At 43.1% G+C, this 21,026-nt stretch carries 14 protein-coding genes; 12 read left to right on the forward strand and 2 right to left on the reverse strand.

The genetic code is table 11. From position 1 onward, the window contains the following. Positions 1 to 162 precede the first annotated feature (162 nt). Positions 163 to 2,016, reverse strand: coding sequence for an ABC transporter ATP-binding protein (locus PLH26_RS04660; protein ID WP_324584828.1), 1,854 nt, complete (start codon positions 2,014 to 2,016; stop codon positions 163 to 165). 385 nt (positions 2,017 to 2,401) lie between these two features. On the opposite strand from PLH26_RS04660, the gene PLH26_RS04665 reads away from it, so the two are divergent. From PLH26_RS04665 to PLH26_RS04675, 3 genes are all read left to right on the forward strand, one after another. Beyond that, positions 2,402 to 4,657: a patatin-like phospholipase family protein gene (locus PLH26_RS04665; protein ID WP_324584829.1), complete on the forward strand. Its 2,256-nt coding sequence runs from the start codon at positions 2,402 to 2,404 to the stop codon at positions 4,655 to 4,657. A 128-nt stretch (positions 4,658 to 4,785) separates the two neighbouring features. Next, positions 4,786 to 5,673 (forward strand): AraC family transcriptional regulator, encoded by an 888-nt coding sequence (locus PLH26_RS04670; protein ID WP_324584830.1) that lies wholly within the window; start codon positions 4,786 to 4,788, stop codon positions 5,671 to 5,673. Positions 5,674 to 5,768: 95 nt separating this feature from the next. Further along, positions 5,769 to 7,061 (forward strand): OmpA family protein, encoded by a 1,293-nt coding sequence (locus tag PLH26_RS04675; RefSeq protein WP_324584831.1) that lies wholly within the window; start codon positions 5,769 to 5,771, stop codon positions 7,059 to 7,061. Here the strand turns inward: PLH26_RS04675 and PLH26_RS04680 are convergent. Next, positions 6,997 to 7,449: a hypothetical protein gene (locus tag PLH26_RS04680; protein WP_324584832.1), complete on the reverse strand. Its 453-nt coding sequence runs from the start codon at positions 7,447 to 7,449 to the stop codon at positions 6,997 to 6,999. The genes PLH26_RS04675 and PLH26_RS04680 overlap by 65 nt on opposite strands. A gap of 253 nt (positions 7,450 to 7,702) precedes the next feature. On the opposite strand from PLH26_RS04680, the gene PLH26_RS04685 reads away from it, so the two are divergent. From PLH26_RS04685 to PLH26_RS04720, 9 genes are all read left to right on the forward strand, one after another. Next, a complete protein-coding gene (locus PLH26_RS04685) occupies positions 7,703 to 8,020 on the forward strand; it encodes a hypothetical protein (protein ID WP_324584833.1) in 318 nt (105 codons plus the stop codon). A 97-nt stretch (positions 8,021 to 8,117) separates the two neighbouring features. Then, positions 8,118 to 9,569 (forward strand): PKD domain-containing protein, encoded by a 1,452-nt coding sequence (locus PLH26_RS04690; RefSeq protein ID WP_324584834.1) that lies wholly within the window; start codon positions 8,118 to 8,120, stop codon positions 9,567 to 9,569. Positions 9,570 to 9,588: 19 nt separating this feature from the next. Beyond that, positions 9,589 to 12,075, forward strand: coding sequence for a hypothetical protein (locus PLH26_RS04695; RefSeq protein ID WP_324584835.1), 2,487 nt, complete (start codon positions 9,589 to 9,591; stop codon positions 12,073 to 12,075). Between the two features lie 56 nt (positions 12,076 to 12,131). Beyond that, complete coding sequence (locus PLH26_RS04700) at positions 12,132 to 14,681, forward strand: glycoside hydrolase family 20 protein (protein ID WP_324584836.1); 2,550 nt, start codon at positions 12,132 to 12,134, stop codon at positions 14,679 to 14,681. 32 nt (positions 14,682 to 14,713) lie between these two features. Beyond that, positions 14,714 to 14,824 carry a hypothetical protein gene (locus tag PLH26_RS21720; protein WP_502876365.1) on the forward strand — a complete coding sequence of 37 codons (111 nt, stop codon included), beginning with the start codon at positions 14,714 to 14,716 and terminating at the stop codon, positions 14,822 to 14,824. Next, positions 14,800 to 16,236, forward strand: a complete 1,437-nt coding sequence (locus PLH26_RS04705; protein ID WP_324584837.1) for a glycoside hydrolase family 99-like domain-containing protein — start codon at positions 14,800 to 14,802, stop codon at positions 16,234 to 16,236. The genes PLH26_RS21720 and PLH26_RS04705 overlap by 25 nt, the downstream gene beginning before the upstream one ends. Before the next feature lie 120 nt (positions 16,237 to 16,356). Beyond that, positions 16,357 to 17,433: a glycoside hydrolase family 99-like domain-containing protein gene (locus tag PLH26_RS04710; RefSeq protein ID WP_324584838.1), complete on the forward strand. Its 1,077-nt coding sequence runs from the start codon at positions 16,357 to 16,359 to the stop codon at positions 17,431 to 17,433. Between the two features lie 128 nt (positions 17,434 to 17,561). Next, positions 17,562 to 18,905, forward strand: coding sequence for a sulfatase family protein (locus PLH26_RS04715; RefSeq protein ID WP_324584850.1), 1,344 nt, complete (start codon positions 17,562 to 17,564; stop codon positions 18,903 to 18,905). Between the two features lie 534 nt (positions 18,906 to 19,439). Further along, positions 19,440 to 20,999: a glycoside hydrolase family protein gene (locus tag PLH26_RS04720; protein WP_324584839.1), complete on the forward strand. Its 1,560-nt coding sequence runs from the start codon at positions 19,440 to 19,442 to the stop codon at positions 20,997 to 20,999. The last annotated feature ends 27 nt before the right edge of the window (positions 21,000 to 21,026 follow it).

The following is a 21,026-nucleotide window of genomic DNA, read 5'->3' on the forward strand; positions in this document are numbered from 1 at the left end:
TTGCTGTACACACTCTCCATCCTTTTGTCATTGTTGTCGTACGCCACAGTAATAATTTTTTAAAGGTTTAACTTGTCCTGTTTTTAAGAGTGACAAAGATAAAATTGTTTTTGAATTGACAAAATTTTAACCTAAACTCTTATAGTGCTGATTTGCAGCTTTTTATTCTTCATTTAATTCCTGCTCCTGTTGCTGGCGGTACATTTCGGTGTAATACCCGTTCAGCATCAGCAGTTCATCGTGCGTTCCCCGCTCCACTATTTTCCCTTCATCCATTACTATTATGCTGTCAAATGCAAAAAGACTGAAAATGCGGTGCGTAATGATTATAGCCGTCTTTTCTTTTAAAAATTCGTATAAATTCCCGATGATCTCGTTTTCGGTTCTTGAGTCTACTGCGCTCAGGCAATCGTCAAATACCGCGATCTCGGGATCTTTGATCATAGCACGGGCTATAGAGATCCTTTGCTTTTGTCCGCCGCTGAGGGTTACACCGCGTTCACCCACCAGTGTTTTAAAGCCTTCGGGGAACCGGCCGATCTCTTTCTCCACGCTTGCCTGGCGGGCGGCTTTACGGATCATATCTTCCGATGCTTCATCCAGCCCGAAACGGATATTCCCCGCTATGCTGTCGCTGAACAAAAATATATCCTGGGGCACATAGCTGATCTGAGCTCTCAGCCGACGCATATCCATTTGCCGGATATCAGTTCCATCCATCAGTATCCTGCCATGGGTTGGATCATACATCCGCAGCAGCAGTTGTGCTATCGTAGATTTACCGCTGCCTGTTTTTCCGATAACCGCTATCTTACTGCCTTTGGGAATATCCAGCGAAAAGCCTTTCAGCGCCCTGATGCCGGTATGCGGGTAAGTGAAGTCTACATGCTCAAACCGGATATGCCCCTGCAGATGAACCGGAACCGGCGTCGTCACATTTCGTATATCAGGAACCGTATCCAAAAATTCATTTAACCTTTTTTGAGAAGCAGATGCTCTTTGTATCATACTGGCAACCCAGCCTATGGAGCTTACCGGGAAGGTGAGCATATTGATATACACTACAAATTCGGCAATGGTTCCGATGGTGATGTCGTTCGGATTTTGTATATGATACAGGCCCCCGATCATAATGGTAAGCAGGGTGCTTAGGCCGATCAGCAAGCTTATGGAAGGAAAGTAAATGGCTTCGATCCTGGCGAGGTTAACAGCGCTTTTTTTATAGGCCTCGCTGTTCTTTTCAAAAAAATGTTCCATCGTGGTTTCCTGCACAAATGATTTGATCACCCGTATGCCCGAATACGATTCCTGTGCATTGGTTGTAAGCGTGCTGAGTTGCGACTGGATATGCTCGCTTCTTTTATGGATGATGGTGTTAACGATATATATGGTTATGGCAAGAATGGGAAGCGGAGCAAGCACATAAATAGTGAGCTCCCAGTTTTTCCGGAACATGTAAAAGAGACTGAGTCCGATAAGCGCTACCAGGTTAATAAAATACATCATGGCAGGGCCGGTATACATTCTAACGCGGCTTACATCTTCCGCCATACGGCTCATTAAATCACCGGTACTGTGGTTTTTATAAAAGGCGGTATCCAGTTGCTGGTAATGAAGGTATACTTCGTTTTTCTGATCAAACTCGATCAGCCGGCTCATTACAATGATCGTTTGCCGCATAAAGAACATAAAAATACCCCGTAACAAAGCCAGCGCTAATAAAGTGATGCCGCACACCATTACCAGCCAGGTAAAATCGTGCAGCTGAATCCTTTCTTCGGCCTGGTTTATAAAAGCTTTAACAAGAGGATCATATTCTTTCGAATAGTCCTTTGTATATGCCTGCTCGTCAATGGTGAGTTGGCTTATTTTTATTTGTACCTTGTCTATTACATAGCCGGTGACCTGTGGCGCCAGTATGCCAAAATAGTTGGAAACAATTACGAAGATGATGCCAAGCAAGAAACGCCACTTGTACTTTCTAAAATATTTGTTAACGGCTTTTAAATGCTTCAATGCAGCTTAATTTGTGCAAATGTAGCAAAACAAGGGCGGGCAGCATGGAAGCCTGCATTACATTTTCTGTGTGTTTTTATGTTGGTATATTCCTCTTGAATATTTATTATTGTTTTTTAGCCGGGAGCCCGCCCCCGCCAGAATGGCTTCGTTGGGCCGGCATGCCGGTACGGACGGGGAACTCCCATAAAATTTTTCATTCATCCTTTGTACCCGCCTGCCGGAACGGGCAGGTTTTATGAATGAAAAATTTCATGTACGTTTGAAAAGGATACGGCTGATTGTATCACAGCTCATATTCGGGGAGCCGGTTATTACATTTATCACAGTGTAGCAACGAAAGTGGAACATTTATTGTCTGTGTGAAAAACAGTTTATAAAAGCCATGAGATTTCTTCTTATAGCGTGCATGCTTTTTTTCTTTTTTACACACCCCGCGCGTGCCCAGCAACCGCCGGGGCGCCCTAAAATAGGCTTAACCTTAAGTGGCGGCGGAGCAAAGGGGCTGGCACATATAGGCATACTGAAAGCCATTGATTCGGCAGGACTCAACATTGATTACATTACCGGTACAAGCATGGGTGGAGTTATTGGCGGTTTGTATGCTGTTGGTTATTCTGCCGATACCATTGAAAAAATAGCAGGAACTATTGATTGGGAGCTCCTGTTAAGCAACCAGTCGTCGCTCCGGAGTGTGTTTATGGAAGAAAAAGATGAATATTCAAAATATGTGGTGGAGTTGCCCTGGGTAAATCATCGTTTTACATTACCTACCGGCATACTGGAAGGCCAGGAACTGTGGCTGAAATTTTCAGAATTGTTTTTCCCTGTAAGTCATATCAAGGACTTTTCGCAGTTCAGCATTCCGTTTAAATGCATTGCTACCGATGTCGGAACAGGAGAGGCTGTGGTTATGGAAAACGGGGAAATTGTTTCGTCCATCCGGTCAAGCATGGCGATACCGTCTTTTTTTACCTCGGTTAAAGTGAACGACCGGTTCCTCATAGACGGGGGCATAGTAAGGAATTTTCCTGTGCAGGATGTGAAAAGAATGGGCGCCGATATTGTAGTAGGCAGCAATGTATCTACAGGGCTGCTGGCATCCAATAAAGTGCGCAGCGTTATACAGGTGCTTTTACAGGTGGCTTTTTTCAGAGAGGCGGAAGACCATCGTACAGAAGTTCCGCTTTGTGATATTTATGTAACCTACCCGCTGGAAAAATACAATATGGGCAGCTTCGGGCAGGCTGAAGATATTCTGGAAGCGGGCATTAAAAAAGGGCGTGAATTGTATCCGCAGTTGAAGCGGCTTGCCGATTCCTTAGATGCATTATATGGCCCCGTTCCACCTAAGGTGAACCGGTTGCCTGAAACGAAGAAGGTTAAGATATCATCCTTTGAACTAAGTGGTTTGAAAAATACAAGCATTGAATTTTTTATCAATACCCTCAACCTGTTCATGAATGAGTGGTATACAGCAAAAGACATCTCTGAGATGATACGGCATGCGTTTGGCACAAGATATTATAACCGCATATTGTATTCGTTGCACGAACAACCCGATGGCAGCTATAAAATTGTTTTTGACGTTGCAGAGAACCCGCTCACATTTGCAAAGCTGGGCCTGCACTATGATAAGTTCAGCGGCATCAGCGCTATCGTTAATTTTACGAGCCGTAACTTTCTCACTACCAATTCGAGGAGCCTTGTTACGCTCAATATCGGGGATAATATCCGGGCAAGGGCCGAGCACCTGCAATATATAGGAAGGCATAAAAACTTTTCTTTTTCGCTGGGCGCCCAGTACGACAGGTTTGATATCAATACCTACAATTTGTTTCAGGCCAGCAATGCCTATAAAGAAACCGGGTTGTATAAAAGACAATATTCGGTGTTCAACGCTAAAGCAGGTTTTTCATCCAACAGGAAATTGTTAACCGGGCTTGGCTTTCGTATGGAGTTCGTTAATTATTCACCTGTCATATCCGCACCGCTTGAATTGAATGGCCGCAGCAGCTTTCCCACTGCCTTTGCTTTTTTAAAATATAACGTGTTGGATAAGCCGGTCTTTCCCACAAGAGGAGTGAAGATAGACGCTGAAATGGGAAGAGTGCTGAAACAACACGAGCATGTTTCTATTCTTAAAGATGGATCGCCCGGTTCCACTGATCAATACACCATCGCCACACATCCTTACTGGCGCACTTCGTTGAACATAGAATCTTATTATCATATTACGCACAGAACTACCATGCTGGCTTCCATGCAATCAGGAATTAATTTTAACTATACCAATAATGTAATGAATGAGTTTTCCATAGGAGGGATGATCCCCCTGTATGAGAACCAGATCATGTTTGCAGGATTGCCTGAAGCCACAACCTATGCGCCTACCGTAGCTGCCTTTATGGGCGGCGTGAGATATGAATTTTTGTCTAACACCTACGCTACCGCCCGGGCCAATGTATTGTTTACCAACTTTGTTAACAGCAGCGTGTTTTTCGACAATCCCAGTTTCTTTTCGGGGTATGCGCTTACTTTTGGTTATAATTTTGCGTTGGGCCCGCTTGAGATCAGTGCCATGTACAGCGACCAGTTGCGGAAAATAAGTTCCTATGTGAGCCTGGGCATCAGCTTCTAACCGGTTGTGCGGTCTTTAATAAAGCGGCTCATGAGCCTGCTGATGAATTTACCCGGGGGCGGAAATAATATGAAAGAAAGGTGGGCGAACACCTGCAATTGTAGGGGGAAAGTTGTAACATTGACAAAATGCCTGCTGAATACCAGGTTTACCAGTGTGCATTTTTTGCAGTTCCTATACCGCAACCTTTAACCGCAAAGTACAGGAAAGTAATGTTGTATGTTGAGCTTTTTGATAATGATAGAAACAATGAATGGCTGATCCGGAAATTTGAAGCATACCGGTTCACAGGCTCGTCTCTGGCAGATAAATTTATTCCCCGTCCCGATATCTCCATAATTTTTCATTTTAAAGACTGTGCTTTGATCCCCGGAGAAACTTCCCTGAAATTAGAGCCTTTTTTTGTAGCACCTATTGTTCCCGGCGCAATCACATTGCAATTCCGGGGCAATATGGACACGTTGGCCATAACCTGCAAAGCAACTGTTTTCTCACAATTATTTGAATTGGATATGTCCCCCGTTTCAAAACGAAGCATAACGCTGCCCCAACATATCTTTTTCCCGGTTTGGGAAGCAATGGCAAATCTCAATACCACGAGTGAGCGTGCGGCTTACTTTTCCGGGTTTATAAATTCAGTACAGCAAACACCGTATTGCCCGGATGCTATAGATATCCTTTACGATAAAATACTCGAAAAAAGCATTGCGTATCCCCTGAAAGAAATTATGCAGGAATGTTTTGCGAGCAAAAGTACCTTGCTGCGGAAATTCATTAAACGCACAGGTGTAAGCCCTAAAACCCTGGCGCGCGTAGTGCGGCTGGATTACCTGTGGACAAAAATAAGGGATGAAAATGCCATAGATTATCAGGAGTTGATTTTTGACGGCAACTATTTTGATCAATCCCATTTTATCAATGATTTTAAGGAGATCGTTGGCGAAACTCCGGGCTACTTTTTTAACCGCAATCTCAACATCGTAAAAATGTTCTCAGGGAAGCCCGCAGGTAAATAAAATTGAGACTTTTTTCCAATCAAAGCGTTTTATTCCTGTTTATCTTTCGGGGTGAACTACAGATCAACTGAATCTTTATTTAAACCCTGGATCAAATGAAAAAACAATCCTGCCTGTTGTTCCTGGTCGCTTTTGTGCTGTTCATGACCCGGAATGCCGAAGCGCAGCTTTTGAACAAGATCAAAAAGAGCGTAGCTGAAACAGCAGAAAATAAGGTGTTAAACAAGTCTGCTGAAGCCACGGAAAAAGCTATAGATGAAGCCGCCGAGGGAATGAAGAAGAAAGATGAGAAGAATAGCAAGACAGCCGGCAATGAAAATAACACTGTGCTCCCAACTGTTGCTGTATATGCGGCATCCGATACGGGATCTTTAACGTCCTATTCCAATTACGACTTTGTGCCGGGCGACAGGATCATTTATTCTTATGATATGTCCGGTGAAACCGACTCGGAGATACCCGGGCGTATGCTGCTCAACTCCGGTAATGCAGAAATACAGACCTATAAAGGGAAGAAGGTATTGGTGGCTCCTGCCGGGGGAGCACCCTATATGATGCCTTATATGAAAGAGAATGCCTACCTGCCCGAACAGTTTACCGTGGAGTTCGACTTGCTGTCAAACGGTGGTATAGGCACCAGTACAGATGTATCGGAAATCAGGATCTATTTCCGCGGGAGCCAGAGAGCCGGCAGCGGGGATGCGGTAGCTCCTGTACTGGTAAGGCTTAATGGCATTTCAGGCGAGAACCCCAATTACGGCTTTGAGGCGTACAGGGAAAGCGGCGCTGCCGCAGGAACCCATCACCAGACTTTTCCATCAGTTGCCGTTAACAGGGCTCAGAACAACTGGCGGCATATTGCTATTTATATCAATAAAAATATTGGCAAACTGTATATAGACCAGCACCGGCTTGCTGTGCTCAACCAGGTATCTCCCGGCAGCGCAAATATGGTGGAGATTGAAGTGAACAATGATGAAAATCCTGTATTGTTCAGGAATTTCCGGATAGCTGCAGGTGGCGCCGACTCATATAATAAAGTTATTACAGAGGGAAAATTCATTGCTTACGGGATCCTGTTTGACGTAAATAAAGCAATCCTGAAACCCGGCTCTATGGGAACGATCAATGAATTTGTGAAGATGATGAAAACGCATGCAGACCTGAAATTTGAAATTGGCGGACATACCGACAGCGATGGAACAGTGGAACGGAACAATGCGCTCTCACAGGAACGTGCAGACGCTGTAAAAGCACAAATGGTGCGTATGGGCATAGATGCAGGCCGGTTAACTGCCAAAGGTTATGGCTCTTCCCGCTCTGTTACCGAAAACAGTTCGCCCGAAAATAAAGCAAAAAACCGCCGGGTTGAATTTGTGAAGCAATGAAGATTCTGCTTATCACATTTTTCAACAGAATACCGGGTAAGCCGGTAGGGAGAAAGACCGTGATTTCCTGCTTTAATGGATACCGGCCGGTAACGGGAATATTGTCGGGCAATACTTCAGCTTCAAATCCAAGATCCTTTAAAAAATCTATGAGCAAAGCAGATTTTATCACTCCGCTTATGCATTTCACACGAAGGATCCGGTCACAATCTTCCAGGTCGAAATTGGCCTGGTAATCTAAAAAAGACCGGTGTATCTGTTCGATCAGCATAGCGGCATCATGCCGGTTGTGTACATTGGTTTTGAATACTTCTATCATTAATACAAACCTACTGCCGGGCGGGCAACAAATGCGGGGGTCAATACGGCAATTTCGGGGGTTGATCACGACAAAAGAATATTCAAGATGTATTATCAATGCTGGTTTTCAAACATATATTATCATCAATACCAACTTCATCAATTTTGTTTTAATATGATCAATAATATTTAGCCAGGGATAAGATGGCATTAGTTATTGCAGCTTTTGTATTAGCGTTAGGGTATCAAAGAGGGTATTTTTGAAGCTATCTGATGGAACAGGGTGTTTATTCCAATAAATCGATAGAATTTTCAGCAGGATTTTATCTAAACTTAAGTCAGTGAACAGGGTTTACAGGTATCTGTTAATATTGCTGGTAATTGTAATGCCGGGATCAGGCATTTTCGCTCAGGAAAAACTGAAAGCGAACGGGGGAATACCTGTTTTAGCGTGGGTGGGCGTGCCGGAGGGGGAAACTACTTTGGAACGTTTTAAGGAACTTAGGGCGTCCGGTATCAATATCAATTATTCAAATTACTCCGGCGTGGAAGCAGTAGAAAAAGCACTGGATGCAGCAGGTCAGGCGGGTGTAAAGCTCATACCTTTTTGCCCCGGATTAAAATCGAAGCCGGAAAGGATATTTATGAAGCGTATGTAGAGATATGACTTTATATACCTGGGAAAAGACTGATTAATGCCAGTGTTCATGAATACGCAAACCAAATTGAATCCCGAGAGGGTATCTTTTTAGATTTATGACTTTATCAAACATGCACCGGGTGATCGTAATTATTGTAATTGCTGCTGGCTTTCCGGTAGAGACTTTGGCTCAACATGATAGTGCCCATACTATCATGTATGTGCGTGGCTACCCCCAGGTATTTGAGTTAAATACCGGCGAACAACATGTGGTGCGATTGAAATACAAAGGCAAAGCATTAACCCGGAATATAAAGCTTATATCCGTAAAGTCATATTTTGAACCGTACCCTTTGTTTAAAAAGGAACCCCGGGAGATATATTCAAAAGCGGAAGTGGAAGTAGAGGTTTCAGGTAAACGGATCTTGTTATTGCATCGCCCTTACCAGATGCCGGTAGCATTTAATGGACTGCGGCTATATATAGAGTCCGTAAAAGACTGGACTCTTGGTGCTGACATTCAGGTTTTGGATAATATACAAAAAGAGGTGCGGCTATCTGTATGCGCAGACGGTGAATCGTGGGGACCAGCTATGATCTTTCCAATTAAAAATTATCACTGGAAAGCAGGCGTGTATCAAAATACCTGGAGCGCTTTAGTGCCTTATAATGTCAGGTATTATCACCGCGGCGAAGACTATGGAGCTATACCCGGCAGATTGGACGTTGTATCTCCTTTTGACGGGAAGATTATTGCTTCGCCATTACCATCCGGCGACGGTAAATCGAATGCTGTTTGCATCCAAAATGAAAGCGGCGTTGTTTTCAGAGTGGCGCATATGGATATTGAAACCATCCTGGATCATTGCAAAGCAGGAAGTTTTATAAAGTCCGGAACAGTGCTGGGTAAAACGGGAATGACCTGGGATGGGCGGAAATCCCAGGTTAATGATGCTCATTGCCATACGGAATTACAATACAATGGAACGCAACTGGCTTCATATCCTTATTTAATGGAAGCCTATTTAAAGTCATATCCAGACAAAATAATCGCGGTTGCAGGAGGATATCAATATACCGTTGCGGGAAATGAATTGGTGCTCGATGCTACACGCTCTATAGCCAGGGAAGGAGAGCAAATAAAATCCTATAGCTGGAAATTACATACCGGTGAGATAAGAGATTCTTCGACAATAACTGTGCATTATGACCGTCCGGGACTATATACAGAAGAACTAACGGTGAAGACTGCTTCGGGGGCAGAAGACCGTGATTTTTTACAGGTACGCGTTTTCGACACTGTTAAAAACAAGAAATTAGCCTATGGCTGGGCGGTTTATGATCCTGTACGGAATATAAAACCCGGTACGAGTGTTTTATTTTGGAACCGGCTGGTAAACACCAAAGGTCCTGTTTTAATTGATTTTGGTGATGGAACAGCGGCAGTGCCTGTTAACAAAGAGATTTATCATATTTACAAGACCAAAGGAAGATATGTAACCACACTTTCTTCGAATAGTATTTTTGATGAACCTGTTACCATCAAAATGGAAGTTGTTGTAGAATAATACCGCAATAATCATAGAAATGAATTATGTGAATTTTTTAAAAGGAGGCCTGCTCTTCATCGTCATATCGTCCTGGGTAATTAACCCTGCCTCCGGACAATCTGCGCCAGGGCATTTTCAAATAAGCGGTATCTATCCTCATTTGGCCTACTACAATGAAGAAGGCGAATGTGGAACCGGTGCTGTAGTTCCGTGGGCAGGACGGCTTTGGGTAATTACATACGGACCTCACAAGCCCTTTGGTTCATCTGATAAGTTATACGAAATAACACCTGATCTGCAACAGGTTGTTCGTAAGGAAAGTATCGGTGGCACACCTGCTAACCGGCTCATTCATGATGAATCCAACCAGCTTTTTATTGGCCCTTATGCTATTGACGGCGAGTGCAACGTGCGGGTGATCTCAAATAAAGAAGCGCCCGGCAGGTATACAGGAACGGCCCGGCATTTAACGGATCCTTTGAACAAGGTATATATTGCTACTATGGAAGAGGGGTTTTATGAGGTGGACGTGGCTACCCTGAAAACCAAAACACTATACGAGGACGGCAATGTAAGAAAAAAGCAAAGTGGCGCTCAGCACAACCAGCCCAACGATCTTCTTCCGGGCGCCCATGGAAAAGGACTGTATTCGGGCCAGGGTGTTTTGGTTTATTCCAATAACGGGGAAGCGTCTGCAGAAGCGTTGAAACATTTTGATATTGAATCAGGCGTATTGGCAGAATGGGATGGAAAAGACTGGAAAGTGATCCGCCGTAACCAGTTTGTGGAAGTTACCGGGCCGGGAGGGATACATGGTAATAAAAATCCGGCAACAGACCCTATCTGGGTTACCGGCTGGGATCATCGTTCGGTTCTGGTTGGCGTTCGCCACCAGGGGAAGTGGTCGTTTTACAGATTGCCGAAAGCAAGCTATAGCTATGACGGAGCGCATGGCTGGAATACGGAATGGCCACGGATCCGCGATGTGGGAACCCCCGGACGCCCCGACTATCTGATGACGATGCACGGTATGTTTTGGCGTTTTCCAGTTTCGTTCTCGTCAAAAAATCCCGCCGGTATCCGACCCAGGTCGGCGTATCTGAAAGTAATAGGTGATTTTACCCGGTGGAATGACCGTTTGGTCTTTGGCTGTGATGATGCCGCGAAAAGCGAATTTTTAAATCGCCGGAAGGAAAAAGGAGGAATTGCAGGGCCGGGCCAATCTAATGCTAACCTGTGGTTCACTTCTGTAAACCAGCCAGATCTGTTAGGTCCCGACCATGCAAGCGGATCGGTGTGGCTCGAAGAACCCGTGCAGGCTGGTATTCCGTCTGAACCATTCCTTTTTGCCGGCTGGGACAAAAGGAGCGCATGGATCAGGAATGAAGGAAAATATCCGGTGGTCATAAATTTTGAAGTGGATAAATCAGGAAATAACCAATGGACATCGGTTAAGCATATACCCCTTTCACCATATTCATCAGCATTTATTCCTTTTACCGGAAAAGAAAAAGGGGAATGGATACGCGCCACTTCCGACAGGAATACAAAAGCCACTCTTTCTTTTACTTATGCGGGCAAAGACATGCGTAAAACCAGGCCGGATACCATGTTTACGGGCCTTGCTACCATAAAAAGCAGCTCTTCTGCAGGAGCGCTGCTATACAGTTTAGGGAATAACCGGAGAGCCCTGGGTATACTGGCAAACAAATCTGCCAAAGATCATACTACCGAAACAGGGTACTATGAAATGGATAGTCTGATGAATATTACAGTGAAGGATGACCCCGAATCGGCAACATTCATCAGGGAAAAAATGGCTATCCCTTCTGATGTGATAACTATTGAAAAGGGTGCTGTTTTGATAACCGATGATCTTAAAAGGCGTTGGAGGCTTCCTGTTGGAGATGATAAGTTCAGAGAATTGACAAACACAGGGTCTTTACGCATATGCCGGGAAGTGGTTACCGAGCGGGATCTTTTCAGCTGCATGGGTACGTTCTATGAGCTGCCGGCCGAAAATGCCGACGGCTTTGCTAAAATACGTCCTGTTGCTACGCATCATTTTAAAATAAACGACTATGCTTCTTACCGCGGAATGCTGATCCTGAGCGGGGTGTTACCCGAACGGGCAAACGGGAATGCGCATATTATTGTCTCAAAAGATAAAAAGGTTGCCGTTTGGGCAGGTGTGATAGACGACCTGTGGAAGCTGGGAAAACCCACCGGAAAAGGGGGGCCGTGGGTGAATGCTGAGGTAAAAAAAAATGTACCTTCTGATCCTTTTTTAATAGGATTTTACGATAAGAGAACATTACAATTATCCCATACTTCAAAACAGCCCATATCCATTACCGTGGAAGTTGACCCTACGGGCGATGGAAGGTGGATAAAATATAAAGACTTTGTGGTTAAGCCGGAAGAGAAGAGGCTTCACCGGTTTCCTGATCAATTCCAGGCAAGATGGATCCGCTTCATATCTGACAGTGATGCAGTTGCTACTGCCTGGTTAGAGTATAGATAGCCCGGTGTCATACACCTTTTACGGATTTAAATAAGCAGAGACAACTATTTTATAATATGGAACGAAGAAAATTTATACAACTTTCATCAAAAAGTACTGTTGCTTTAAGCACTTTGCCTTTCCATGATCTGTTATCAATTACCCCCTCAGGTCTTGTTCGTGACAGATCAGATAGTACTCACTTAAAGGAAATGAAAAGCTGGGATATTATGGTAGATAGAGATGCGGGCCCGTGTGAAAAGTATGCTGCCGCTGAGTTCCAAAGGATATTTAAAAGTATTACCGGCGCTCAGTTAAAAGCAGGCGCCGTTCCGGGGGTTAAAAAAGCAGTTTATATAGGTGAGAGCGCAGTACGGCAATCTCCCTTCTCTGACTTTGAAATACCGGCAAAGGGAGAGGAAGGCTTCCGTATAAAAGTGAGTAAAGGCTTATTATTGATCGGAGGTGCACATCCCAGGGGCACACTGTATGGTGTATATGAATTTTTTGAGCGGTATATTGGTGTGCGGTTTTTAACAAAAGATCATACGCACATCCCTTCGGACGCTTCCGAGGTTCCGGTCCCCTTCGTTGATTTTAATTATGAACCTTCATTTTTTTTCAGATGGCCCTATTACCAGGAAAATTTTGATGATCCTGCATTTGCTGTCCGTCTCCGGGCCAATACCATTTCCAGCGAGGAACGTCTTGGAGGCAAAACCAGCCAGGGGCTGATCACCCATTCGATCTTAGATTATTTGCCGGTTTCTGTTTATGGTAAAACACATCCTGAATATTTTGCCCTGGTGGATGGAGTGCGTAAGCTGGATGTTGGTGGCGGCGGGCCGCAGGTATGCTCAACCAATTCTGAGGTCATCAGGATTATAACGGAAGGCGTTAGTAAGGTTCTTGATGCAGATCCTTCACTCACGAATATCAGCGTAAGCCAAATGGATAATAATGCAATTTGTGAATGCCCGTTCTGCAGCGCATTAGGCGCAAAGGAGGAAAGTGAGGGAGCGCCACATTTAGCTTTGGTAAATGCAGTGGCTGAAAGTATCGCTGTTTCCCATCCGGGAGTAAAAATTGGCACATTGGTGTATTGGTACAGCCGGAAACCTCCCAAATACATGACACTCCTGCCGAATGTTCAGATCATGCTGTGCAGCATTGAATGTTGTACTTTCCACCCTCTTGATGATCCACTCTGCAGCCGTAACAAATTATTTTGTGAAGATTTGGATAGATGGAAAAATATTTGTAAAAATATCCTCATCTGGAATTACAACACCAACTTTACGGCCTATGATCTTCCCTTCCCTAATTTTAATACGATCGGAAAGAATGTCCGTCTTTTTCAGGAAAATGGTGTCCAGGGAGTTTTTATGCAGGCGGCAGGGAATGGACTGTCTGCTGAAATGAGCGATCTCCGGAATTATGTAATGGCTCAATGTCTGTGGAATCCCGAAAAAGAAAGCTGGGAATTGGTGGAGGAATTTTGTCGTTTGCATTATGGTCCTGCTGCATCGTCAATTTTAGAATATCTGCATTACCTGCACCGGAATGCCATGGAGCGTGAGGTACACCCCAATTGCTTCCCCAAAGCTTCGGAAGTTGGGCTTGATTTTGAGGTTTCCCAAAAAATTCATGCTTTCTTTCAGGAGGCATTAAAATCATCATCTGATATTACCATCCGTAACAGGGTGGAAAAGTCGATGATACCTGCTTTACGCTCACTGTTGGTTACAGCCCCGCTGATTTATAAGAATGAACGCTATACCTACGATGATCCTTTTGTCAGCGAACAGGTTTTTGATCAATATAAATCGCTGACCAAAAAGTTTTCAATGAACAGGGTTGCAGAAAATAAGCTGACGATTGATTATATAAATGAAATAGAAGCCGTTAAGAAAGGATTGCCTGCAATTCTTCTTGAAAATAAGATCTGGAGCGTTCTTGTTTTCCCGGAACAAAAAGGACGCATTGCGCAAGTGTTACATAAGCCTTCGGGGAATAGCCTGGTCAATAAGCCTAAAGCGGAGGAAGCCGGCATAACCAGCGCAAAGGAAACAAAAAATACATGGCGCTATCACCAAAACCGCGTTTTTGTAACCAGGGAATTTAAAGATGGGAGTGTTTGGCAAAGGATAATATCGTTGCCTGGTGATAAAGATGAAATACGCATCACCACCGAATATACTGCCGGGCAACAAAAATCCGGTTGGGAGGTTCGTGAGCGCCCCTGCCTGTTTCGCATATCAGGATCAGAAGATCCCAAACTTGTGTCGGTTTATACCAAAAGCCCGGATTGGAACCAGGGGAACCTGGATTGGCAATTCGACAGGGAAATCATATTCCAGCGCCTTTTACGGACCGACACAGCATGTACATCTTTTGCTTTCTATGATCATTCAAAGCATTATGGTATCAGCCAGAATTTTGATCGGGATACATTCCGGAGGTTTTTCCTTTTTTGGCATCCCGGCCGTAAGGAGCTTGGAATGGAGATGTGCACCCCATTGCAAACTTTACAGGAAGGACAAAAGTTATCATTCAGCTATGGAATAGGTTTTCTGAAAGGTCCTTGTGTTAATAATGAGGAGCTCATTGAAAGTTCAGCATTTTAAATTATGCTGAAGCTGCTCTTTCATTAAATAAGATAACAGAAGCGCCTGATGCGGTCAATAAGATCAGTGACCGTGCAGGTATTGCTGCAATACTAAAGGATCAAACTAAAAATAAAATATGGAAAAGAAAATCACTAAGTTAACAAGACGGGGCTTTATAGGAAATGCCGGTGTATTGGCTTCCGGGATTGCTTTAGTACCACAACCTGTTGCTGAGACATTTCAGAATTTTTTTTCAAACGGTAATGAACGAAAATATACGGTGGCAATTTATTACTGGCCGAATTTCCATAAGGATGCTTACCACCAGTCAAAAAAAGGTACGGGGTGGACAGAATGGGAAATTGTAAAGCATGCAACGCCTAAATTTGAAGGACATTATCAACCGAAAATACCGCTATGGGGTTACAGAGATGAATCTGACCCTCGTGAAATGGCCCGCAGCATAAATGCAATGGCCGATGCGGGCATTGATTCAATTATTTTTGATTGGTACAGGTACGACGACAATATTAATGGTGGAATGATGATAGAAAAGGCCTTACAGGATGGCTTTTTAAAAGCCCCCAATCGCAACAGGATAAAATTTTCATTGATGTGGGCCAATCATGATTATATAGATTGCCATCCTTTTGCTACGGGAGTTAGCTTTAACAATGCTCCGATATGGCGTAAAGGAGAAGTGGGCTCACAGGCTTTCAGGCGTCATACACAGGATGCAATTGAATCATATTTTAAACAACCTAATTACTGGCTCATTAAAGGATGTCCTTATTTTTCAATTTACCGGCTTGATAAATTGATCCGGGGACTGGGTGGTATTGCAGGAACCCGGGATGCTTTGCAGGATTTTCGTTCAAGAGTGCAGGCAGCAGGTTTCCCGGATTTGCACCTGAATGTTGTTGATAGCGGAGCTACATTAACAAACGAAATTCCAAAACTAATTCATGCGGAAAGTGCCGGAGATAAGTTAAAAATTATTCATGATCTGCTTTCTGAAATAAAAGCGGACAGCGCAACAATGTACACATGGGTTCATCACTTATGGCCTATGCTCGTAAAAAACAGTGAAGAGAATAAGGAAAACCCTAAAAGCCCGGCTTTTGGTTTTACAACTGATTTGGCGGCAGAACGGGAAACTAACATTGATAAAAAACCTGAAGGGAAGGGTACACATTATTCGGAAAAAGAAATTCTTAAAAATGCGCTTGATGCGGGAATTGTTGCTGTTGATTATAGCGATTACGGAGAAAGAGCCATGAAGGTATTTGATGAAAGACTGAAGGGTTTGGGCGTTGTGTATTTCCCTCATGTGTCTATGGGGTGGGATGGCTCACCCAGAAATTATTCAATGGGAATGGCACTCAATAATACTCCAAAGAAATGGGAACGGTTTCTTCGGGAAACTAAATCCTGGTTAGATCAGCATCCCGAAAGTGAGGGCATAGTTACATTAAATTCCTGGAATGAATGGGTGGAAGGAAGTTATATAGAGCCGGATACAGAGCATGGAATGCAGTATCTCAATGCAGTCCGTAAAGTCTTTGGCTCATGATAGCTGTGGAATATTTTGAAGGTACGATTAACCGGCATCCTCTTATATATCCATTCTTCTAACAATCTTTAAGATCGTGTTAGAGATGCTTTAAAGTGCAGCTAAAAAATTTAAGTCTAAATGAAAGCTCTCATCAGTCTTATTATATTCCTGTCATCGGGAAATTGCACGGGAAAAAGTAGTGATTCATTATCACCACATGGAGGTAAAGTGATGGTTGGCGCTATCCGTTGGGATGGCTGGGTAGGTGATTTACATCCTGCAGGCTTAGAGATAGAGTACACACTTGGTCCCCGGCAGTATCACTACAGGGCGCCTTTTTATGCCAGAGAAGTTTCCGGGGATTCAATACAATGCAGGGCTGCTACACAGGAAATTATGGATCAGGAGATATCTTATGCAAGATACGCCGGATTGGATTATTGGGCATTTTGCTGGTATCCGCCCGGGAGCGGATTAGATACCGCAAGGAATTTATATTTATCCAGCTCGTTAAAAAATGATATTAACTGGTGTGTTATTCTGGGTACAAACCCTTTTGATCTGGAGAGAGATGGTAAATGGCTTTTGAAAAGATTTAAAGAGTCTAACTATCAAAAGGTTTTTAATGATAGGCCGCTGATCTATATATTTTCATCTTCTTCTCCGGGACTTAATAAAATTACACTTGGGATAAGGAATATGTGCAGAGCTGCTCAGTTTCCTGAACCTTACATAGTTGCTATGGAGTTTTCTCCGGGGAATGCAGCGGCGGCGGCTGATAGCATAGGCGCCGATGCAATCAGTTGCTATGCAAGCACCTATGATTATGTATCAGGCGATCAGTTCGGCGGTGGGCCATATGTCACTACGATCATGAAAAGTGATGAGGCGGGATGGGAGAAATATTCATTAACAGGAAAGCAGTTGGTTCCGTGGGTTACTACAGGATGGAGTCCGAAGCCAAGAATTGAAAGGTCTGTGTCCTGGAATACCTATTATAAAAGCAACGGATGGGCAATGGACGGCACGCCTGAAGAAATTGCCCAAAATCTCCGGAATGCGTTAACCTGGGTAAAAAATCACAAAAATGCTACTGAAGCCAATACAATACTGGTTTATGCGTGGAATGAATTTGATGAAGGAGGATGGCTATGTCCGACATTGGGTAACAATATGGACCGTATAAACGCTTTTAGAAAAATACGCTTGAGATAGATGACTTTAAAAGCAGATATTTTGTGTATTTGCTTTGGCCCGTTTAAAACAAAAAATCAATGAAGATCAATATGCTTCTGATTGCTTTCATGTTCATTCTGTTTATTCCTCAATCAGAATCACAGAAAATGAATGATGGAAAGAAAGCAAGCAATAAATATGCGGAAGCCTCCATAAAGCCCAACTTTTTGATCATTCTTACAGATGATCAGACCTATCGTGCAATAGGCTATAATAACATATTGGTAAAAACGCCTAACCTGGATAAATTGGCTAATGAAGGCATTATTTTTAACCGTGCATATACTTCTACTCCCGTTTGTACAGCAAGCAGAGCAAGCATTTTAACCGGGCTCTATCCGCAAACCAATGGTACGGTTGCATTAAATACAGACGCTTTTATCAGGAATATTGTTAGCGAAAGAAGATACAGGACATTGCCGGATTTTCTGAATGATGCGGGTTATATAAACTATTTCAGCGGAAAATCGCATCTTGGAGACCCGAAAGATTACGGATTTCAGTTTGGTGAAGAGTCCTTTGATTATATTGATGACAAAAGAACCTTTCAGGATGTCTATGAATTTATTAATGAACCAACATTTGGTCAAAAACCGTTTTTAATTTGGTTAGCTGCCAGGCAGCCTCACCTTCCCCTTAAACCGGCGCAGAAATGGCTTGATCTTTATTCCAAAACAAATATCCCTTCTGAAACAAATTTTCTTGAAAAGCCGCCTTTGGAAAGCTTCTATAATCAGGGGCTGCCAGGAGAAAATTTTTACAGGGATTGTGACTACACAGATAATTATAAAAATTTACCTGCAGGCCCGCCACGTTCACCGGCAGTTATTAGGGACTTTACAAAAGCGTATTATGCAACCATTAGCCATCTTGATTTTCAGATCGGTGAGTTATTGGCACAACTAAAGGCGAAAGACCTCATAAAAAACACGGTGATCATTTTTTTATCTGACAATGGATATTTTTTGGGTAATCATGGATTGGGAAACAAACTGACCATGCAGGAAGAATCCGTTCATATTCCGTTTTTTATTTATTGGGATAAACTTAGAAAAACCCACGTTCACTCTGATGCGCTTGTTTCCAATGTAGATATATTGCCAACCATTCTCGACCTGACAGGGCAAAGCATACCGGATTATCTGCAAGGAAAATCTTTAAGATCATTGTTTTCTGATCCTTCAATACAGTTGCGTAAATATATTGTCAGTGAAAGTGTAGGGGTTGGGGGAGAGTTGGGTACAGGCCATCGGATGGTCGTGACAGATAAATGGAAATACATTTTATCCGATGTCGGAGATGAGGCATTGTTCAATTTGGAAAAGGATCCTTATGAGCTTAAAAATCTGATAAAAGATAAGCCGGATCAGGAAAAACGGTCTGAGCTAAAGTCGTATTTAATGAACTGGAAAAATGTAACCGGGGATAAAAAAAATATTCCGGATAAGTAAAGACGGCATAAAATTATTTATAAAATAAATCTGAGCTTACAATTTATGGAAGAATGCTCCGGGCTTACTCTGACACTGGATTATGGTCAGTTTATTTACCTGGGGTCAGACCAATGAATCCGTTCTCCGCTGATATCCTGTGCTTCTCATTTTTGTGCCAGAGGAGCGCAAAAGGAAAGCCCCATCCCGGTTTTGCAGGCACGCCTGCTTCGTTAATTTGAAATACGCCTGAATCATCAATTTTGTTTTAATGAGGGTTGGTAGAACCTGACCGGAGATAAAATAGCATTGGTTATTGTAGCTTTTGTATTAGCGTCAGGGTGTCAAAGAAGATACTTTTGATGAGATCTGATGAACGAAATGTTTATCCGTATAGTTGAAGACCGCATATCGGCGAGATAAGAAACTCCCGATATTAAGCAAATATTACGCAATAATCAATGGAAATAGATTATGCTGATTTTCACTTTTTCTCAGTTTACAATACGTCTGCTGATGGTGTAAATCATTTGGAAAATAGAAATCATTATTGTGATGAAAACATTCCTCATCGGTCTTTTTAGTTTTATTTCACCTGCTCTTTTCGCGCAAAAGCAGGCTGACAACAAAGCTTTTTGCAGCCAAAGCCGGGATGAATCTTTAACCCCGATCCGCCCCGGCGTGCCGGGAAAGCAACCTTTTTGGAATGAAAAAGCCAGGATGTTCAAGTATGCCCCTTCTTTCAGCAATAAAAAACCGGGAGAAATAACCCCGGTAAAATACCGGTATTCCGCTTTTTCATTTACTGATAAAAAATATTATTCATTTACCGATTCCAGCGGCACCCGATCGCTGGCTCCTATATGGGATCAATTGCCAACCGGAAATATTTATCTTACAATTGAAGGTATCAGCAAAGAGGGATATGTTTACCTTGTCAAGGACAAAATGCTGTATAAGGCGGCGGTATTTTGCCCTCCATACCCGGAAGCTAAATATTCTTATAAAGATGCATTGCTGAACGGGCTGAGGTTTTTATACGATCAAAACTATATAAAAAGCTGGTATGCTACCGGCAAACCCGATCATAAGGAGATGCCTCTTTATTGCTATTCAGCTAAAGTGGTAGCGAGTGTTATTAACGGCATGTTACTCTATAATAAATATTTTCCGGGGAATGATTCATCGTTGATCATTGCCAGAAAAGCTGCCGATTATTTAATCGCAAAAGCAGAGCCGGAAGGATCACCACTGGCATATTTTTCTCAAACTTATGAAGGAACGCAATTGGCGGCAGGCATTTACGGCAATGAAATACTCATGAGTGAGCCTTCATGGACTGGCGCTACTCTTCTCAATCTTTATGACAGAACAAAAGATAAAAAATATTTTAAGGCTGCTGTCCATATTGCGGATACATACATTAAAAATCAATTGCCCTCCGGTACGTGGTATATCAGGGTAAACAAAATAACCGGAAAACCCGCAGCTCAGGTACTTTGCATTCCAAATACCATCATCAATTTCCTTTCAGTTTTAGTAAATAAATATGGCCAGGCTCAATATCAAGCAAGTATTGAAACCGCTGTCCAATGGATTATGGATAATCCTATAAAAACATTCGACTGGACAGGACAGTTTGAAGATGTTGGGGCAAACAGCCAATATCAGAACCTGTCTCATTATGAAGCAGGGTGGTTTGCCATGCGTCTCCTTGATAATAAAAACAGAGATAGTGCTCATATTAGATCAGCAAAAGAATTAATCGCCTTTTGCGAAGACCAGTTTATCGTGTGGGAAAAGCCTGACATATATGATGACAGGAGGGGCTTATCCAATGAATGGCATGCTCCTGCTGCATTAGAGCAATATCATTGCTACCTGCCCATAGATGCAAGTACTGACCAAATGGTATTCATGTTCTGTAAAGCATATGAAGCTACAGGCGACCCGCTTTACCGGGCCAAAGCAATTGCATTGGCTAACAGCATTGTAAATGCTCAGAAAGAAGACGGAAAGATCCCCACATTTCTATATCCGTTCCGTAAAGATAAATTTTGGCCCAACTGTATGGTTTACAGTTTACGGATGCTTGAGAAGATGAGTACATTATAATAGGGGTTATTGTAATTTATTCTCACT

It is taken from the genome of Agriterribacter sp., assembly GCF_035444585.1.
GTDB lineage: Bacteria > Bacteroidota > Bacteroidia > Chitinophagales > Chitinophagaceae > Agriterribacter.